14 protein-coding genes are annotated in these 16,744 nt (G+C 59.8%); 10 read left to right on the plus strand and 4 right to left on the minus strand.

What is annotated here, in order from left to right:
- Positions 1-6: 6 nt before the first annotated feature.
- Positions 7-537 (plus strand): GNAT family N-acetyltransferase, encoded by a 531-nt coding sequence (locus tag DLM45_RS12750; protein WP_181337466.1) that lies wholly within the window; start codon positions 7-9, stop codon positions 535-537.
- A 120-nt stretch (positions 538-657) separates the two neighbouring features.
- Here the strand turns inward: DLM45_RS12750 and DLM45_RS12755 are convergent, their stop codons facing one another.
- Positions 658-1,188 (minus strand): bactofilin family protein, encoded by a 531-nt coding sequence (locus DLM45_RS12755; RefSeq protein WP_181337467.1) that lies wholly within the window; start codon positions 1,186-1,188, stop codon positions 658-660.
- A gap of 215 nt (positions 1,189-1,403) precedes the next feature.
- Entirely contained in the window at positions 1,404-1,871 is a 468-nt protein-coding gene (locus tag DLM45_RS12760; protein WP_181337468.1) for a peroxiredoxin, read from the minus strand.
- A 166-nt stretch (positions 1,872-2,037) separates the two neighbouring features.
- Here DLM45_RS12760 and DLM45_RS12765 point away from each other — a divergent pair, with 166 nt between their 5' ends.
- A complete protein-coding gene (locus DLM45_RS12765; RefSeq protein ID WP_181337469.1) occupies positions 2,038-5,841 on the plus strand; it encodes a YhdP family protein in 3,804 nt (1,267 codons plus the stop codon).
- A 19-nt stretch (positions 5,842-5,860) separates the two neighbouring features.
- On the opposite strand, the gene tyrS is transcribed toward DLM45_RS12765, so the two are convergent.
- Positions 5,861-7,114, minus strand: coding sequence for a tyrosine--tRNA ligase (gene tyrS / locus DLM45_RS12770; RefSeq protein ID WP_181337470.1), 1,254 nt, complete (start codon positions 7,112-7,114; stop codon positions 5,861-5,863).
- Positions 7,115-7,200: 86 nt separating this feature from the next.
- Between tyrS and DLM45_RS12775 the strand changes: the two genes are divergently transcribed.
- Positions 7,201-8,310 carry an anhydro-N-acetylmuramic acid kinase gene (locus DLM45_RS12775; RefSeq protein ID WP_246317376.1) on the plus strand — a complete coding sequence of 370 codons (1,110 nt, stop codon included), beginning with the start codon at positions 7,201-7,203 and terminating at the stop codon, positions 8,308-8,310.
- Between the two features lie 18 nt (positions 8,311-8,328).
- Here the strand turns inward: DLM45_RS12775 and DLM45_RS12780 are convergent, their stop codons facing one another.
- Positions 8,329-9,117 carry an alpha/beta hydrolase gene (locus DLM45_RS12780; protein ID WP_181337472.1) on the minus strand — a complete coding sequence of 263 codons (789 nt, stop codon included), beginning with the start codon at positions 9,115-9,117 and terminating at the stop codon, positions 8,329-8,331.
- A 267-nt stretch (positions 9,118-9,384) separates the two neighbouring features.
- Between DLM45_RS12780 and DLM45_RS12785 the strand changes: the two genes are divergently transcribed.
- From DLM45_RS12785 to DLM45_RS12815, 7 genes are all read left to right on the plus strand, one after another.
- The gene (locus DLM45_RS12785) at positions 9,385-10,953 is read left to right on the plus strand and encodes an aminotransferase class V-fold PLP-dependent enzyme (protein ID WP_181337473.1); all 1,569 of its coding nucleotides are present in this window, start codon (positions 9,385-9,387) and stop codon (positions 10,951-10,953) included.
- 58 nt (positions 10,954-11,011) lie between these two features.
- Positions 11,012-12,481 carry a Fe-S cluster assembly protein SufB gene (gene sufB, locus DLM45_RS12790; protein ID WP_181337474.1) on the plus strand — a complete coding sequence of 490 codons (1,470 nt, stop codon included), beginning with the start codon at positions 11,012-11,014 and terminating at the stop codon, positions 12,479-12,481.
- Positions 12,482-12,483: 2 nt separating this feature from the next.
- Positions 12,484-12,759: a hypothetical protein gene (locus tag DLM45_RS12795; RefSeq protein ID WP_181337475.1), complete on the plus strand. Its 276-nt coding sequence runs from the start codon at positions 12,484-12,486 to the stop codon at positions 12,757-12,759.
- A 24-nt stretch (positions 12,760-12,783) separates the two neighbouring features.
- Positions 12,784-13,539 carry a Fe-S cluster assembly ATPase SufC gene (gene sufC, locus DLM45_RS12800; protein WP_181337476.1) on the plus strand — a complete coding sequence of 252 codons (756 nt, stop codon included), beginning with the start codon at positions 12,784-12,786 and terminating at the stop codon, positions 13,537-13,539.
- Between the two features lies 1 nt (position 13,540).
- On the plus strand, positions 13,541-14,872 hold the full coding sequence (sufD, locus tag DLM45_RS12805; protein ID WP_181337477.1) for a Fe-S cluster assembly protein SufD: 1,332 nt from the start codon (positions 13,541-13,543) through the stop codon (positions 14,870-14,872).
- Positions 14,873-14,881: 9 nt separating this feature from the next.
- Complete coding sequence (locus DLM45_RS12810) at positions 14,882-16,165, plus strand: cysteine desulfurase (protein ID WP_181338322.1); 1,284 nt, start codon at positions 14,882-14,884, stop codon at positions 16,163-16,165.
- Positions 16,166-16,306: 141 nt separating this feature from the next.
- Positions 16,307-16,681, plus strand: coding sequence for an SUF system Fe-S cluster assembly protein (locus tag DLM45_RS12815; RefSeq protein WP_425485236.1), 375 nt, complete (start codon positions 16,307-16,309; stop codon positions 16,679-16,681).
- The last annotated feature ends 63 nt before the right edge of the window (positions 16,682-16,744 follow it).

Here is a 16,744-nt window from a genome sequence, read left to right on the forward strand (position 1 = left end):
ACCGCGATGGCCGAACCCATAATCATCCAGCGATATCGAGATATCGCACGCGACCTAAGCAACGCCGTCGCGGGTGAGATCGACGAGATTTTTTTCGAAGCGAGTAACACCAAGTCTTTCGCGACGCCGGAAGCGCGCATCGCATTCCGCCATCGCTGGCTTGGGCGATACCTCGCGAATTATCCCCACTTTGCGTATGTGGCGATTGACCGGGAACAGCGTGTCGCGGGGTATCTCGTTGGCGCGATCGAGAAGTCAGACGGTGCGGCAGATGCCGATCCATTTGCGACGTTTGCGGTCGATTATCCGGCGCATCTCCATGTCAACGTTGCGGCGAGGGATCGCGGTCGCGGGATCGGCGGGCAATTGATTGCAGTGTTCGTTGACGAACTGCGCATTGCTGGCGCGGCCGGAGTTCACGTCGTGACATCGGCCGCGTCGGACAACGTGCGCTTCTACAAACGAAACGGTTTCGCTGAAGTGGCGCGCGGCGGCAAGGCCGATGCGCTGGTGTTTCTCGGGAGACGATTGCGTTGATGATCCGGCGGGCTCGTGACGGGCGCGCCGGATTGCCAGACGTTTGAAAGTTTCCGGCCGTCTACGACTTGATACAAACCGGCGGCCGGAAAGAGTATGACGTCGTCTAGGGTCAGCTCTTTAGTTTGCGAGTTCCGGAAGGCGCGGCGGCAGTACAATGCCAACCGGCTCGGACCTCTTCATGAGTGTGCGCGGATCTTCGGTGGTGCGGCGCGACTTGCCTTCGAACATTGCGCCCTGCTCGATCGACAGGCTCTGGTGATAGATGTCGCCTTCGACCTGGCTCGTGGTCTGCAGCATGACGCGGCGGCTGTGAACGGAGCCGACGACGTGTCCGCGGACGACGACTTCGTCAGCAGCGATGCTGCCGGTGATCGTTGCGCCTTCGCCGACAACGACGTTGCTGCCTTCAATGTCGCCTTCGACGATGCCATCGACCTGCACTTCGCCCTTGCAGATCAGATTGCCGGAAATGGTCAGGTCAGCGCCGATGACGGAGACCGATCGCGCGATCTCCGTGCGGGGCGTTACCGCGAGATGGGGGCGCGGGTGGAACGCGGGTGCTGCGATGGGCGCGTGGGTGTCAGCGCTGGAGAGGGTGGGCTGCGATTTCAACGACTCGGGTTCGGAGCGACGAAAATTCGGCAACATAGGTTCAACCCCCTAACACAACAAATGCAACTAACCACACCCGTCAGCAGCAACCAGCGGCAGCGAGCGCACCTGATTCGGATAGCACCATTGCCGCTGCTGTCCACCTTAGATCCAAGATCTTTCCACCGTAAATCCCCAGCTTTAATCCGGTGGAGCCCTAACTTGTCAGACAAGTGTGGCGGAAGATCAACGAATCCGGAACTTGACGAAAATCAGGCTTTGAGCGCCTTAACTGCGGCCAGGACAGCCTCCGCATGGCCGGTGACTTTCACCTTGCGCCAGCTTTTTGCAATCCGACCGGACTTGTCGATCAGGAATGTGGAGCGCTCGACGCCCATGTATTTGCGTCCGTACATTGATTTCTCGACCCAGACGCCATAGGCCTCGCAAACCATCTTCGTTTCGTCGGCGAGAAGCTGCAGATCAAGTCCATGTTTGGTCTTGAATTTCTGATGGCTGGTCGCGCTGTCAGGTGAGACGCCGATGACGTGTGCGCCTTCGGCGGCGAAAGCGTCGGCGATGCAGCTAAAGTCCTTCGCCTCTTGTGTGCAGCCAGAGGTGTCGTCTTTCGGATAGAAATAGAGCACGACCGGGCGCCCTCGGAGCTTCGAAAGTCGAACCTTCGTTCCGTCGTCGGCCGGAAGCGTAAAATCCGGCGCCATCTCACCGTCATTGGTCATCTTTAAAGTGCCTTTCTTTTGTCGTTTTTGATCCTGTACCTGCCACCTTGCGCGCAAGCTGGCTAGAGGTTCGATTGATTGGCCAGGACGCATTTTAGCTCGTCCGTGGTTGGGGGTACGGGCCGATCAGGCGCCGTGACGCCTGCGGGGGTTTTGAGGAGCTGCGTTGACGAAGCCGGTTACCGGTGGACGGCCTTCGGAGGGGCGTCGCACCGATTGGAACGCGCAACAACCCAATAGTCCGCGCTCGCTGGGTTTGCCGGAGCGTGCCGTGACGGTTGCTGCCGGTCCCGATCGCCCGAAAGCATTGGCTGCGCGGGGGCTGCGCCATTTTCTTGGTGGCTGCCGGGTCATGTTCTACGTCGTCGTGCCGCTGGCTCTGCTCGGCGTGATCGCGGGTGGCGTTCTCTACGTGCGGTTGAGTCATGGTCCGATCAGCTTCGATTTCGTTGTGGCTCCGATCGAACGCGGCATCAACGCGGAACTCGTGTCAAGTTCGGTGCGGATCGACGGTGCGGAGCTGAGGCTCGGGAAGTCCGGCGAACTGGAATTCAGGTTGCGAGATGTCAGCGTGCTGGAGACCGGCGGTGACGTCGTTCTGTCATCGCCGCTTGCTGCGGTGAATCTCTCGATGGCGGCATTGATGCGCGGGCGGATCGTTCCGGCGCGGATCGAACTGATCGATCCGATGATCGCGCTCTCGTACTCCCAGGAGGCGGGTTTCGTTTTCGAACGGGCCGTACCGCGTCCTGTGCCCGCGCGCTCGGTGCAGGGATCATCGAACGCTGGTGGCGTAGATGAAGCGGCCTCTGCGGCCAAGGCACCGCCGCCCGCACCTAAAGTGGAGCCTTCGCTTCACAAGGTGAATCTGACGAAGATGCTGAGCGACTCCTCGCGGCGCGCGCGTAAGCGGCTCGATGCGGCGTCGTATCTGACGGAATTCGGCCTCTCGAATGCAACCGTCGTTGTCGACTACGAGGGGCATCGTAGTTCGTGGCGGATCGATGAAGCGAGCGTCGACTTCAATCATGCGCGCCGGCGCAGCGTCATATCCGGGCGTGCGCTGGTGGCCTCCAAGCAAGGGCCGTGGGCGCTGTCGTTCCTCACGGATGAAAGCGATAGCGGTCATAAGCTGCAGATCAAGGCGACGATCCGCGATCTCGTTCCGTCCACGCTCGCGGCGGCCGCACCGCCTTTGGCGCTGTTGGGCATGTTCGAGTTTCCGGTGGCTGCGGACGCGACTGTGGAACTGACGACCGATGGAGACGTCGAGAGCGGCGATCTTGCCTTGCAAGTTGGGAAGGGTCGCGCGCGCCTTCCATATCTCGTGCAACCAATGGACGTTACTGCCGGGCTGTTCAAACTGACGTTCGACGGACAGAAGCGGCGATGGGATCTGCAACCCAGCCCGGTTAAGTGGGCTGATGGCGCGATCATGTTCTCTGGCGCGATGACGAACGTGGCGCAGGGTGACGAACCGCCAAGCTGGCAATTTTCGCTCGACGGAAAAAATGGTGTTTTCGAAGCGCCAGACTTTGGACTGCCGCCCGTTTCGATCGATACGTGGACGACGCATGGCCGGATCGTGCCGCGCACGGGAACCGTCGAAATCGCGGAGTTCCGTCTTGCGGGCGGCGGCGGGGAAGCGACTGTCAAAGCGACGACGCAGGCGGGCCCGCGTGGACAAAGTATGGCTGCGGAATTTTCCGTTTCGCCCATGCCGCTCGATACGTTGAAGGTGCTTTGGCCGCGCGCGCTTGCGACCGGCACGCGCGATTGGGTGGGCAAGAACGTTTCGGCCGTTTCGTTCCAGGGCGGAACGCTGCGATTTACAAATGAGGACGTCGGCGGCGTCGAAGAGGGCACGGTTTCGACGGAGCTCGAACGGGTTTCGGCGAACTTCCATGCGACCGATGCCGTGTTCCGGCCGCTGCCCGCAATGCCGACGGTGCGCGCGCCGGAACTGGCGATCAAGCTTATCGACAACGCGCTCGATATTACCCTGCCGAGCGGCGAAATCTCATTGGATGACGGGCAGAAGCTTGCGGTGAAAGACGGGAGCGTTCGCACGGCGGACGTGATGGCGCCCCGGCCAGATGGCGAGATCAGTATTGCGACGTCCGGCGATCTTGGTCCGTTTGTCGAGACGCTTGAAGGCTTGCCCATTCGTGCCGTTCGAGATGCTTCCCCGTTGCCGAAGGCGGGTCAAGGGAAGGTCGATGCGCAATTCCTCGTCAAGGTTCCTTTCGTGCCGGAGGTTTCCGGCGACGACATTATCGTCACTGGGAAGGCGCGCATAAGCGACGGACAGTTCGGCAAGGTTGCCGGCCGGTTTGATGTGCAGGGATTTACGCTTGATCTCAATCTGACGGAAACGTCGCTCGATGCGAAAGGCGACCTGCTGGTCAATGGCGTGCCTGCGAAGATTATAGCTCAACGCATTCTTGGGCCGAACGCGGGGCAGCAGCCGCCGGTGAAGATCCTCGCCAAGCTCGACGACGCGGATCGCACGCAACTTGGGCTGGACATCAACGATGTCGTTCACGGCATCGTGCCGATCGAGGTCTCACTTCAACACGGCGAAGCCGGTGCGCCGCCGGTTATCAAGTTTCACGCTGATCTTGCGGGTGCGGAGATTTCTCTCGACCATCTGCATTGGCAAAAAGCTGTCGGGCGGAACGCGACGGTGGATGCCGATATTGTGGCTATGCCCAATGAAGATACCGAGCTGCAGAATTTCCGCATCATCAGCGACGACATCGCTGCCAACGGTTTGATCGTTGTCGGCGCGGACAAGAAGGTCAAGAAGTTCGAATTTCCGAATTTGATGCTCAACGTCGTCTCGCGGCTTAGTGTTCGTGGCGCGATGGGCAAAGATAAGGTTTGGGCAATCGACGTTTCGGGAAGCAATTTCGACGGCCGCAACTTCTTCAAGTCTCTTTTCAACGTTGGTGATGGGCCGGAGAACGAGGGGCAGCCGAAGGACGCGGCGGCGGGTGCACGCGTGAACGCGCAAATCTCGAACGTCATCGGCGGGTCGGACGTATCGCTGCGCAATCTCAAAATGCAGGCCGAGACGCGTAACGGTAACTTGACGAGCCTCGACGTGAGCGGAACCCTTGATGGCGGGACGCCGCTTTCGGCCAAGCTCGACCGCAGCGAGGGGACGCGGAAACTAAAAGTCGTTTCGAATGATGCGGGCCAGGTGATGCGCCTCGTCAATTTCTATCCGAACATGCAGGGTGGCCGCATGCGGCTGGAAGTCGATCTGGACGGAACGGGGCCTGCAGAAAAGACAGGCGTGCTTTGGGTCGATAATTTTCGCGTTCTCGGTGACGCGATCGTCAGCGAAGTTGTCAGCAGCGCGGATCAGAGCCGACCTGCGATCGACAAGCGTCGCGGCGTTACGCGCGAGGTGTTCGAATTTGATAAGATGCGCGCGCCGTTCTCAGTCGGCTACGGTCAGTTCGTGTTGGAAGAGTCGTATCTCAAGGGTCCGCTGCTCGGCGCGAATTTGCGCGGCAAAGTCGATTTTCGGACGAAGCGCGTGAACCTCGGTGGAACGTATATTCCGCTGCAAGGCTTGAACGGTGCGCTCGGTGGTATTCCGGTTCTCGGGCAGATTATTTCCGGTGCTCAGGGCGAGGGCATTTTCGGGATGACGTTCGCGGTGCAGGGGCCTACGTCCAATCCGCAGGTTATCGTCAATCCGCTTTCGCTGGTGGCGCCCGGAATTTTCCGCGAGATGTTCCAGATGACGGCATCGGATCCAAAGGTGCAGATCCGGGATCAGCGAGCGTTCGGAAAGCCCGCTATCGGTCAGGGGCAAGTGTCGACGCCGACGGACGATGCCTTTCGCAGCAAGCCGAAAACCAAAGCGAAGACGAGCGCTCAGGCGAAAGCTAAGAAGCGCGGCGCTGGTGCCGAGGCGCAAGGAATCGATGGCTGGTCGTCGACGACGACGCCGTAACGTCGCCAATCGAAGCGTCTCAGACAGGCTTCAGCAGGACGTGCTTCTTTTTTCCGAGCGACAGCTTGATGACGCCTGAGCTTTCAGCGTCGGCGGTCAAGGTTGCCTTTTCGTCGGTCACGGCTTCGTCGTTGACCTTCAGGCCGCCGCTTTGAATCTGGCGTCGAGCTTCGCTGTTCGAAGCGACAAGGCCGGACTTCACGAATGCGGCGAGCACGCCGATGCCAGTGGCAAGATCGGCGCGTGCGATCTCAACGGTCGGCAGGTCGGTTGCAAGTGCGCCTTGCTCGAATGTTTTCTTCGCGGTCGCTTCTGCGGCTTCCGCTTTCTCGCGGCCATGGACAAGTGCGGTTGCTTCCGTTGCGAGTTGCTTCTTCGCTTCGTTGATCTCCGCGCCGCCGAGCGCCGAGAGGCGGGCGATCTCGTCCATCGGCAGGAACGTGAACAGCTTCAGGAAGCGAGAGACGTCGCCGTCTTCGGTGTTGCGCCAGAATTGCCAGTAATCGTAGGCGGAAAGCTGAGGCTCGTTCAGCCAAACAGCGCCCTTCGCTGTTTTTCCCATCTTCGCGCCGGATGCTGTTGTCAGCAGCGGGCAAGTGAGGCCGAAGAGCTGATCCTTGACGCCCATTCTGCGGCCGAGGTCGACGCCGGTGACGATGTTGCCCCACTGGTCGGAGCCGCCCATCTGCACGTTCGTGCCATAACGCCGGTTGAGTTCGACGAAGTCATAGGCCTGAAGCAGCATGTAGTTGAATTCGATGAAGGAGAGTTCCTGCTCGCGTTCGAGGCGAAGGCGCGCGCTGTCCATCGCCAACATGCGATTGACGGAAAAGTGCCGGCCGACGTCGCGGAGAAATTCGAGATAGTTGAGCGGTGCGAGCCATTCGGCGTTGTCGACCATCATAGCGTCGGACTGGCCGTCGCCGAACGTCAGGAAGTTCGAGAAGACCCGTTTGATGCTGTCTTTGTTTGCGTCGATCTCTTCGACGGTTCGGAGTTGGCGTGTTTCATCCTTGCCGGAAGGATCGCCGACGCGCGTGGTGCCGCCGCCCATGAGCGCAACGGGCTTGTTGCCGGACTTCTGAAGCCACGTGAGCATCATGATCGAGATCAGGTGCCCGACGTGCAGGGACGGCGCGGTGCAATCGTAACCGACGTAGGCCACTGCTTTTTTGTTCGCGGCGAGTGCGTCGAGACCTTCGAGATCGGAGGACTGGTGGACGAAGCCGCGCTCGGTCATAACGTTCAGAAAGTCGGACTTCAGCTTCGTCATCGATCGTCTGGCCTTGATTGGATTGTCGGTGGGCGGGAGGTGGCTGGCGCCACCAAAGCGGGGGCACCATGCACGGGAAGAGCAGTATGAGCAAGGTTATGCGCGCGCTAGGCCTGATGAGCGGCACATCGCTCGACGGCATTGATGTCGCCTACCTGGAGACGGACGGCGAGGATGTCGTCAAGCGCGGTCCAGCTGCGACGTTTCCTTACGACGACGCGATGCGGGGCCTGCTTAGGACGGCTATCACGGAGGCTAAGGGGCTCTCGTCTCGCGAGGCGCGACCGGGTGTGCTTGCCGCAGCGGAAGCTGCCGTGACAGAGCGCCACGCCGAAGCTGTTCGTGCATTTCTGAACGACAAAGGAATCGATCCTGCGTCGCTCGACGTGATCGGTTTTCACGGACAGACGGTGTTGCACCGGCCGGAGCTGCGATTGACCGTGCAGCTTGGCGACGGCGCTGCTCTGGCTGAGCGAACGCGTGTTCCCATCATCTATGATTTGCGTGCGGCTGACGTTGCGGCGGGCGGGCAGGGCGCGCCGCTCGTGCCGGTCTATCATCGTGCGCTGACGGTGAAGCTGCCGTCGCATCCGCTGGCGGTCGTCAATATTGGTGGCGTTGCGAACGTGACTTGGATCGGGCGGGACGGCTCGCTACTCGCATTCGACACGGGCCCGGGAAACGCACTTCTCGATGAGTGGATGCAGCGACAGACCGGTGCGCCTTGGGATCATGATGGCGCGACCTCGACGAGTGGGCGCGTTGACCAGGATGTCGTGACCGCGTTTCTCGCGCACGAATTCTTTTCCAGGCGGCCGCCAAAATCTCTCGACCGGAATTCGTTCTCTGGGGATGTCGTTGCCCATCTCTCGACTGCCGACGGCGCGGCAACGCTTGCGGCAATGACCGCACAGTCGATCGCGAAATCGCGCGAACATATGCCGGAAGAGCCGGAGCTTTGGATCGTTGCGGGCGGTGGCCGACTTAACCCGACGATCATGGGCCTGCTTGCTGCAGGCGTGCGCCATTCCGTCGTTCCGGCCGAAGCGGCGAACTTGGATGGCGATAGTCTTGAAGCGGAAGCGTGGGCTTATCTTGCGGTTCGATCGCTGATGGGATTGCCCATCACGTTTCCAGGAACCACGGGAGTCGGCGCGCCCACGACTGGTGGCAGGCGCGCCGATCCGAACCCGTAACGGCTTTTGAAGGCCGGATTATTCGTCGTCAGAATCGTCTGATGCGTCGGCACCTGCACCCGGTGCCGGGCCGCTTTGCGCTTCCATACGTTCGACTTCGCGCTGGCGCTGACGTTCGCGTTCACGCTCGCGTTCGCGTTCCTTGTTGCGCTCACGGTCTTCCTCGAACTGGATCAGGCGTTCGTCGAGGTATTTGCCGACGACGTTGCCGAGTTCTTCCGTTTTGTTTTCGAAGAAGTGGTTCGCGCCCGGCACGATTTCGTGCGTGATCTTGATGCCGCGCTGAACCTTGGTCTTGACCGACATTTCCGCAACCGATGCGGTCGGCACGACGCGATCGAGTTCTCCGTTGATGAGGAGGCCCGACGATGGGCACGGCGCAAGAAAGTTGAAGTCGTAAAGATTGGCGAGCGGCGCAACGCAGACGAAGCCATCGACTTCGGGACGGCGCATCAAAAGCTGCATCGCGATCCAGGTGCCGAATGACACGCCGGCGATCCAGCAGGTTTTTGCATCGGGCTTTACGAGTTGCAGCCAATCGAGCGCAGACGCCGCGTCGGCAAGCTCACCGGGACCGCTATCCCAGACGCCCTGGCTGCGACCAACGCCGCGGAAATTGAAGCGCAGGACCGAAAAGCCGCGGGCCGCAAACGTATGATAGAGCGTGTAGACGACCTGATTGTTCATCGTGCCACCCAGCTGCGGGTGGGGATGAAGAATGAGCGCGATCGGACTATCGCTGTTGTTTTCGTGATGGTAGCGGGCCTCAAGGCGACCGCCGGGGCCATTAATAATCAATTCAGGCATTAGGTCACTCGGTTTCGGGGTGGCTAGGGTTTCTGGGCGTCGGGCAGTCAGGTGCGACATTCCCGACGTTCAAATCCTCGTGGCTCGAATTCTCAAACCTTGACTTCAGCGCTCAGGATTTCCATAAACTTAGAACAGTTCGAAGGTTTGGGCTCAATGTACGCGCCAGGCACTCAATTGCGGGTGACTTAGCACAGTCCGGGGTATCGAACGCAAGGCAAGGATTTCGTCGCCACTTGAGGCGGCCCTAGTCCGGAGACGAAACGCGTGGAATTGACGACGAAAGGCCGTTACGCGGTCATGGCGCTGGCTGATCTTGCCAGCCACACTGGCGACACCGCCGTGCCGCTGTCCGTCGTGGCCGAGCGCCAGCATCTCCCGCTTGCTTATCTCGAACAAATTTTCGTGCCGTTGCGCCGCCTTGGATTGGTGGAAAGCGCCCGGGGTCGCGCCGGTGGATACCGTCTCGCGCGGCCGGCTTCCGAAATTTCCATTAAGGCCGTGATGGCGGCCGTTGAAGAAGTCACGAAATTCACACGCTGCTCCGAGGACGATCCGCGCTGTTCGGTTGCGACGCCATGCGTGACGCACAAGCTGTGGAGCGCGCTTGGCGACTCCATGTCGAAGTTTTTGTCGTCCGTGACGCTCGCTGATCTCGTTGGGGATGGGCGTTACTCGTTGCATTCCCGCTCTGCGCCAGTCGTGGCCGATGTTCGCGCGCGCACTTATCTCGATTGGAATGCGACGGCACCGCTTCGGCCGCAGGCGAAGGCCGCGATGATCGAAGCGCTCGATACCGTGGGCAACCCGTCATCCGTGCATGCGGAAGGGCGGCGTGCGCGTGGCGTCGTCGAAGCTGCGCGCGAACAGGTGGCGGCGCTTGTCGGTGCGAAGCCGTCGGAAGTCGTCTTCACGAGCGGCGCGTCTGAGGCCAACAGTTGGATCTTGTCGCAGCCGTGGTCGACGATTTTGACGAGCGGGATCGAGCATGACTCGGTGCTGGCTCCGGCCAAAGCAAGTTCTGCCAACGTCATCATGCTGGATGTTGGGCGCGATGGTCTGGTCTTCGTCGATGAGATTGCGAACCATGTGTTGAAGCGCGGTATCGCGTCGCCTGCGTTGATTGCGCTGCAGATGGCGAACAACGAAACGGGCGTTATTCAGCCGGTTGCGGATGTTGCGCAGTTTGCGCGCGCGCACGGAGTCGCAATGCATTGCGATGCCGTTCAGGCCGCTGGGCGGATGCCGATAAATTTTGCGGACCTTGGATTAGATACGCTGGCAATTTCAGCGCACAAGTTTGGCGGCCCCAAGGGTATTGGCGCGCTGATCATTCGTGACCATGTTGATCTTGTGCCGTTGCTGCGTGGTGGTGGCCAGGAGCGCCGCAGACGCGCTGGTACTGAAAACGTTGCGGCTATCGCTGGATTTGGCGCAGCCGCAGAACTGGCCCGTCGCGAAGCCGCGGACAACGCGAAGATCGCGGCGCTCCGCGACCGGTTGGAATCGGGTATTGGCGAGATTACCCCTTCCGCTGTCGTCATCGGGAAAGACGCACCGCGTCTGTCGAACACAACAGCGGTGGCGTTGCCCGGTAAGCTCGCGGAGACACTCGTCATCCGGCTTGACCTTGCGGGTGTTGCAGTGAGTGCCGGATCGGCATGCTCTTCGGGCAAAGTTGGCTCGAGCCATGTTCTCGAAGCAATGGGATGGGGTGCAGACGTTGCGGGAAGCACGATCCGCATCAGCCTCGGCCCCACGACGAAAGAAACAGATATCGCGGTGTTTCTTGCCGCGTGGAGATCAATCGCCGGGGCGTCAGCGCTCGCGGCATAGGAATTCGGTTTGTAAATTTCGCGCACGTTGCGCGGTTTGTTGAAAGAGAGACGCACGTATGGCTGCTGTTCAGGAGACGATCGATCAAGTCAAGAAGATCGATGTCGACCAGTACAAGTATGGTTTTGAGACTTCGATCGAGAGCGTCAAAGCTCCGAAGGGCCTCGATGAATCGACCATTCGTTTCATCTCGGCCAAGAAGAACGATCCGGAGTGGCTTCTCAATTGGAGGCTCGAGGCTTTTCAGCGCTGGAAGGCGATGACCGAGCCGACATGGGCGCGCGTCAATTATCCGAAGATCGATTTTCAGGACATCACATATTACTCGGCGCCGCGGTCTTTGGATGGACCGACGAGCCTTGCCGAAGTCGATCCGAAGCTGCTGGAAACGTATCAGAAGCTCGGTATTCCGCTCAAAGAGCAGGAGATTCTGGCGGGCGTTTCGACGTCCCGCGTCGCGGTGGATGCCGTGTTCGACAGTGTTTCCGTCGTGACGACCTTCAAGGAAGAATTGAAGAAGGCCGGCGTCATCTTCTGTTCGATCTCGGAAGCGGTGCGTGAGCATCCGGAACTGGTGCGCAAGTACTTGGGCTCCGTCGTTCCATCGACCGACAACTTCTACGCGGCGCTCAATGCAGCCGTCTATTCGGATGGCTCGTTTGTTTATGTGCCTGAAGGCGTGCGCTGCCCGATGGAGCTTTCGACCTACTTCCGCATGAACGAAAAGGGCACCGGCCAGTTTGAGCGGACGCTGATCATCGCGGAGCGTGGTGCTTATGTGTCGTATCTTGAAGGCTGCACCGCGCCGACACGCGACGAAAATCAGCTCCATGCAGCCGTGGTGGAACTGATCGCGCTCGACGACGCCGAGATCAAATACTCGACGGTTCAGAACTGGTATCCGGGCGATGCGCAGGGCAAAGGCGGGATCTACAATTTCGTTACCAAGCGCGGCGACTGCCGCGGGCACAATTCGAAGATCTCGTGGACGCAGGTTGAAACGGGTTCAGCGATTACCTGGAAGTATCCGAGTTGCATTCTGCGTGGCGATAACTCGCGCGGCGAGTTCTATTCGATCGCAGTTTCGAACGGCTATCAGCAGGTCGATAGCGGAACGAAGATGATCCACCTCGGCAAGAATTCGTCGAGCCGGATTATCTCGAAGGGCATCGCTGCCGGATATTCGCAGAATACATATCGCGGCCTCGTCTCGGCGCATCGTAAGGCGACGAACGTGCGCAACTTTACGAACTGCGACTCGTTGCTCATCGGTGACAAGTGCGGGGCGCATACCGTGCCGTACATCGAAGCCAAGAACTCGAGCGCGCATTTCGAACACGAGGCAACGACGTCGAAGATTTCCGACGACATGCTGTTCTACTGCCGTCAGCGCGGGCTTTCGTCTGAAGAAGCGGTGGCGCTGGTCGTCAACGGGTTCGTCCGCGATGTGCTGCAGCATTTGCCGATGGAATTCATGGCCGAGACGCAGAAGCTGATCGGCATCTCGCTTGAAGGAAGTGTTGGCTAGCTATGAACGACTATTGGTTCAAACCGCGCCGATACGGTTACGGTGCAACGCCGACGAACTGGAAGGGTTGGCTGTCGGTTGCGGCTTTCATCGCGATCGTGGCCGGTATTTCGAACTTTGCGGTAGCCGGGCCGGGGTATGCCGGATCGCCTACGCCATGGGAACTGTTTGCCTCGTTTGCGCTCATCGCCGCTCTGACGGCGGGCTTCGCGCTGTTCACTCGTTCGAAGACGGACGGGGAATGGCGTTGGCGCTGGGGCAGCACGGATTCAAAGTAATATTTTAGAGAATGGTACTGAGACATGCTTGAGATCAAGAACCTGCACGTGAAGCTCGCCGATGAGGATCGCATGATCCTCAAGGGACTGTCGTTGAAAGTTCCGAACGGCGAAGTGCACGCGATCATGGGCCCGAACGGATCGGGCAAGTCGACGCTTGCTTACGTGTTGGCCGGACGCGACGGATACGAAGTTACCGACGGCGAAATTCTTTGGAACGGCGAGTCGGTTCTCGAACTCGAACCCGAGGAACGCGCCGCGAAGGGCGTGTTCCTTGCCTTCCAGTATCCGATGGAAATTCCCGGAGTTGCCGGATTGACGTTTCTGCGCACCGCGCTCAACGCGCTGCGGAAGAAGCGCGGTCAGGATGAGTTGACGACGCCTGCCTTCCTGAAGCTCGCGAAGGAAAAGGGTGCGCAGCTCAACATCGACATCGATATGTTGAAGCGGCCGGTCAACGTCGGATTTTCGGGCGGCGAGAAGAAGCGCTCGGAAGCGCTGCAAATGGCGCTGCTGGAGCCGACGCTCTGCATTCTCGACGAAACGGACTCGGGCCTCGACATCGACGCGCTGCGCATTGTTTCGGAAGGCGTGAATGCGTTGCGCTCGCCGGAACGGGCGTTCCTCGTCATCACGCACTATCAGCGGCTTTTGAATTACATCGTGCCGGACAAGGTGCACGTTTTGGCGGACGGACGGATTCAGAAAACCGGCGGTAAGGAACTCGCGCTTGAACTCGAGAAATCGGGGTATGCGGATTTTACCGGTAAGGCGGCCTGACATGAACGTAGCAGTGATGAAAACGAAGGCCGAGCAGGCGCTGACCGAGGCGTTCGAAGCTGTTGCCGACCGCTTGCCGGGTAGCGCGGCGGTCAAGACGCAGCGCAAGGAGGCTATCGGCCGGTTTGGCGCGTTCGGATTGCCGCATCGGCGCATCGAGGAATGGAAGTACACGGATCTGCGCGCTCACATCAAAGACGTGCTGCCGCCTTCGATTGGAGACCAGACGCCTTTGACGATCGGGGAACTGATCGTCGCGCTTGGACCGCTCGCCCATGTGGACGCGCACCGGGTTGTGTTCGTCAACGGACAACATCGCGCGGATCTCGACGACCTTCAGGACGCCAATGGCGTTACGGTGACGACGCTCGGCGCGGCTCTTTCGAACGCGACTGAGCCTTCGGCGCTAGATCTCGTCGGCCAGTCGCGTGACGCGATCACGGCTCTCAACGCGGCGTTCGCAACGGACGGCGCGATGGTTGAAATCGCGGCCGGGTCAAACATATCGAAGCCGCTGCTCGCGGTATTCGTGCGGGCTGGTTCGGAAGCGCGCTCGGTATCGGTGCGCAATGTGATCAAGGCGGGTGATGGCGCGACGGCGACGATCGTCGAAGCGCATGTCGTGCTGCCTGGCGCGGCGCGTGAAGGGCAGTCGAACGGGGCGAGCAGCGTCACCGTCGGTACGGGTGCTGATATTTATCATGCGAAGGTTGCAGTCGATCTCGGTAAGTGTCTCCATCTTTCGAACTTGATGGTCACGCTCGGTGAGGATGCAACGTATCGTGGGTTCCAGTTTTCGACGGGCCTTGGAGTTGCGCGCAACGAGATCAATGTGATCTACGCGGGTGAGGGCGGAAAGCTCGATCTGTCCGGCGCGTATCTCGCGCGTGGTCATGAGCACATCGATACGACGCTGATCGTCGATCATGCGGTTCCGAATTGCATGAGCCGCGAGCTCTTCAAAGGCGTTCTCGATGACCAGGCTCGCGGCGTGTTTCAGGGCAAGATTATCGTGCAGCCCGACGCGCAGAAGACGGACGGCAAGCAGATGTCGCAAGCGTTGATGCTGTCGCCGGATGCGGAATTCGACTCGAAGCCCGAACTCGAAATTTTTGCCGACGACGTGGTTTGCGGTCACGGCACAACGACGGCCCAGCTCGACGAAGATCTCTTGTTTTACTGTAGATCTCGCGGCATTCCGGAGGCCGAGTCGCGGGCGTTGCTGATCGATTCCTTCATCGGCGAGGCGCTCGACAAGGTCGAAAACGAAGAGCTGCGTTCCGCGTTGGTGGGCTATGCAGCGGATTGGCTGAAGGGCGCCAACCGCGGATAAGGAATGACTATGGGCAGCGAAGCGAAGGTTTCTCCGGCGCGAAGCGCTGGGTCGCAGGCGGGTTTGACCGCACGGCCCTATGACGTTGATCTCATTCGTGCGGACTTTCCGATCCTCTTTCGCGAGGTGCACGATCGTCCGCTCGTCTATCTCGATAATGGCGCGTCGGCGCAGAAGCCACGCGCTGTGATCGAGGCGATGGATCACGCGTACCGCTTCGAATATGCCAACGTGCACCGCGGGCTGCATCACCTTTCAAATGTCGCGACCGATCATTACGAAACTGCGCGCGAGACGGTGCGGCGGTTCCTGAATGCGGAGCATTCGGACGAGATCATTTTCACGCGTAATGCGACGAGCGCGATCAATATGGTCGCAAATGGTTTTGGACAGACGCGCATCGGTGAGGGCGACGAGATCGTGACGACGATCATGGAGCACCACGCGAACATCGTGCCGTGGCATTTCCTCCGCGAGCGCAAGGGAGCGGTGTTGCAGTTCGCGCCGATGAACGACCGGGGCGAGTTGCTTCTCGATCGGCTCGATAGCCTTATTACCAAGCGCACGAAGATCGTTGCCGTCACGCATATGTCGAATGTGCTTGGCACGATCAATCCGGTGAAGGAGATCATTCGGCTCGCGCATGGCAAGGGGGTGCCGGTATTGGTGGATGGCAGCCAATCCGCCGTGCATATGGCTGTCGACGTGCGCGATCTCGATGCCGACTTCTATACGTTCACTGGCCATAAGACTTATGGGCCGTCTGGCATTGGTGTGCTTTACGGCAAGCGCGAATTGCTCGAGTCGCTTCCGCCTTTCGAGGGCGGTGGCGACATGATCGAAAGCGTCGCCGTCGATCGCATCACATACAATAAGCCGCCGCACCGGTTTGAAGCCGGAACGCCGCCGATCGTGGAGGCGGTGGGGCTAAACGCGGCGCTCAATTACATGATGCAGATCGGGCGCGAGAAGATTTCGCATTACGAGGCCGAACTCGGTGATTACGCGAACGCGCGGTTGCGCGAGCTTCCGTGGCTGAAGCTATACGGAACTGCGCCGGGCAAGGGCGCGATCTTCTCGTTCACGGTTGATGGCCTTCATCCGCACGACGTTTCGACGATCATCGATCGTTCGGGCGTTGCGATTCGTGCAGGGCACCATTGCGCACAGCCGCTGATGGAGCGGCTCGGTGTGACAGCAACCTGCCGTGCGTCATTTGCATTGTACAATACTAAAGCTGAAGTCGACGCGCTGATCGTGGCGCTGACTAAAGCTCACGACCTTTTTGCGTAAGGAGCTTGCCTGGTGGACGGCAAACATAAGACCGAGGAGCGTGGGACGCTGAAAGATGCCGTTGAGGCACTTGATGCGCCGGCGGCCAATGACAAGGCGAGCAACGTATCGGAAGTGCCTGCAAGCGAAGGCGCGGCTGGCGTGACCGCTGGCGCGGACACGTCTGCAACGGTGGCTCCGGCGGCAACATCGGCATTGCAGCCTGAAGACGTCGAGCAACTCACTCGCGACATCATTGCGGCGCTGAAGACCGTGTTTGATCCGGAAATTCCGTCCGACATTTATGAACTTGGATTGATCTACAAGGTCGAGATCGATGACGACCGCAATGTCACGATCGATATGACGCTGACCGCTCCGGGATGTCCGGTGGCGGGCGACATGCCGAGATGGGTGGAAGACGCCGTTAATACCGTTCCGGGGATCTTGGGCACGAAGGTCAACCTCGTGTTCGATCCGCCGTGGGATCAGAGCCGAATGTCGGACGAAGCCCGCTTAGCAGTTGGAATGTTTTAACCACCGACAGACGCCCTAAACCGGCGTTTTGAGGTGCCCTCGCTTTTTTCGGTCGGTTTCCCA

Origin of the sequence: Hyphomicrobium methylovorum (genome assembly GCF_013626205.1) — a bacterium.
Classification (GTDB): domain Bacteria; phylum Pseudomonadota; class Alphaproteobacteria; order Rhizobiales; family Hyphomicrobiaceae; genus Hyphomicrobium_B; species Hyphomicrobium_B methylovorum.

Coding starts and splice junctions, on each gene's coding strand:
- DLM45_RS12750 (WP_181337466.1), top strand. CDS start 7: ATGGCCGAACCCATAATCATCCAGCGATATCGAGATATCGCACGCGAC.
- DLM45_RS12755 (WP_181337467.1), bottom strand. CDS start 1,188: ATGTTGCCGAATTTTCGTCGCTCCGAACCCGAGTCGTTGAAATCGCAG.
- DLM45_RS12760 (WP_181337468.1), bottom strand. CDS start 1,871: ATGACCAATGACGGTGAGATGGCGCCGGATTTTACGCTTCCGGCCGAC.
- tyrS (WP_181337470.1), bottom strand. CDS start 7,114: ATGACGAAGCTGAAGTCCGACTTTCTGAACGTTATGACCGAGCGCGGC.
- DLM45_RS12775 (WP_246317376.1), top strand. CDS start 7,201: ATGAGCAAGGTTATGCGCGCGCTAGGCCTGATGAGCGGCACATCGCTC.
- DLM45_RS12780 (WP_181337472.1), bottom strand. CDS start 9,117: ATGCCTGAATTGATTATTAATGGCCCCGGCGGTCGCCTTGAGGCCCGC.
- sufB (WP_181337474.1), top strand. CDS start 11,012: ATGGCTGCTGTTCAGGAGACGATCGATCAAGTCAAGAAGATCGATGTC.
- DLM45_RS12795 (WP_181337475.1), top strand. CDS start 12,484: ATGAACGACTATTGGTTCAAACCGCGCCGATACGGTTACGGTGCAACG.
- sufC (WP_181337476.1), top strand. CDS start 12,784: ATGCTTGAGATCAAGAACCTGCACGTGAAGCTCGCCGATGAGGATCGC.
- sufD (WP_181337477.1), top strand. CDS start 13,541: ATGAACGTAGCAGTGATGAAAACGAAGGCCGAGCAGGCGCTGACCGAG.
- DLM45_RS12810 (WP_181338322.1), top strand. CDS start 14,882: ATGGGCAGCGAAGCGAAGGTTTCTCCGGCGCGAAGCGCTGGGTCGCAG.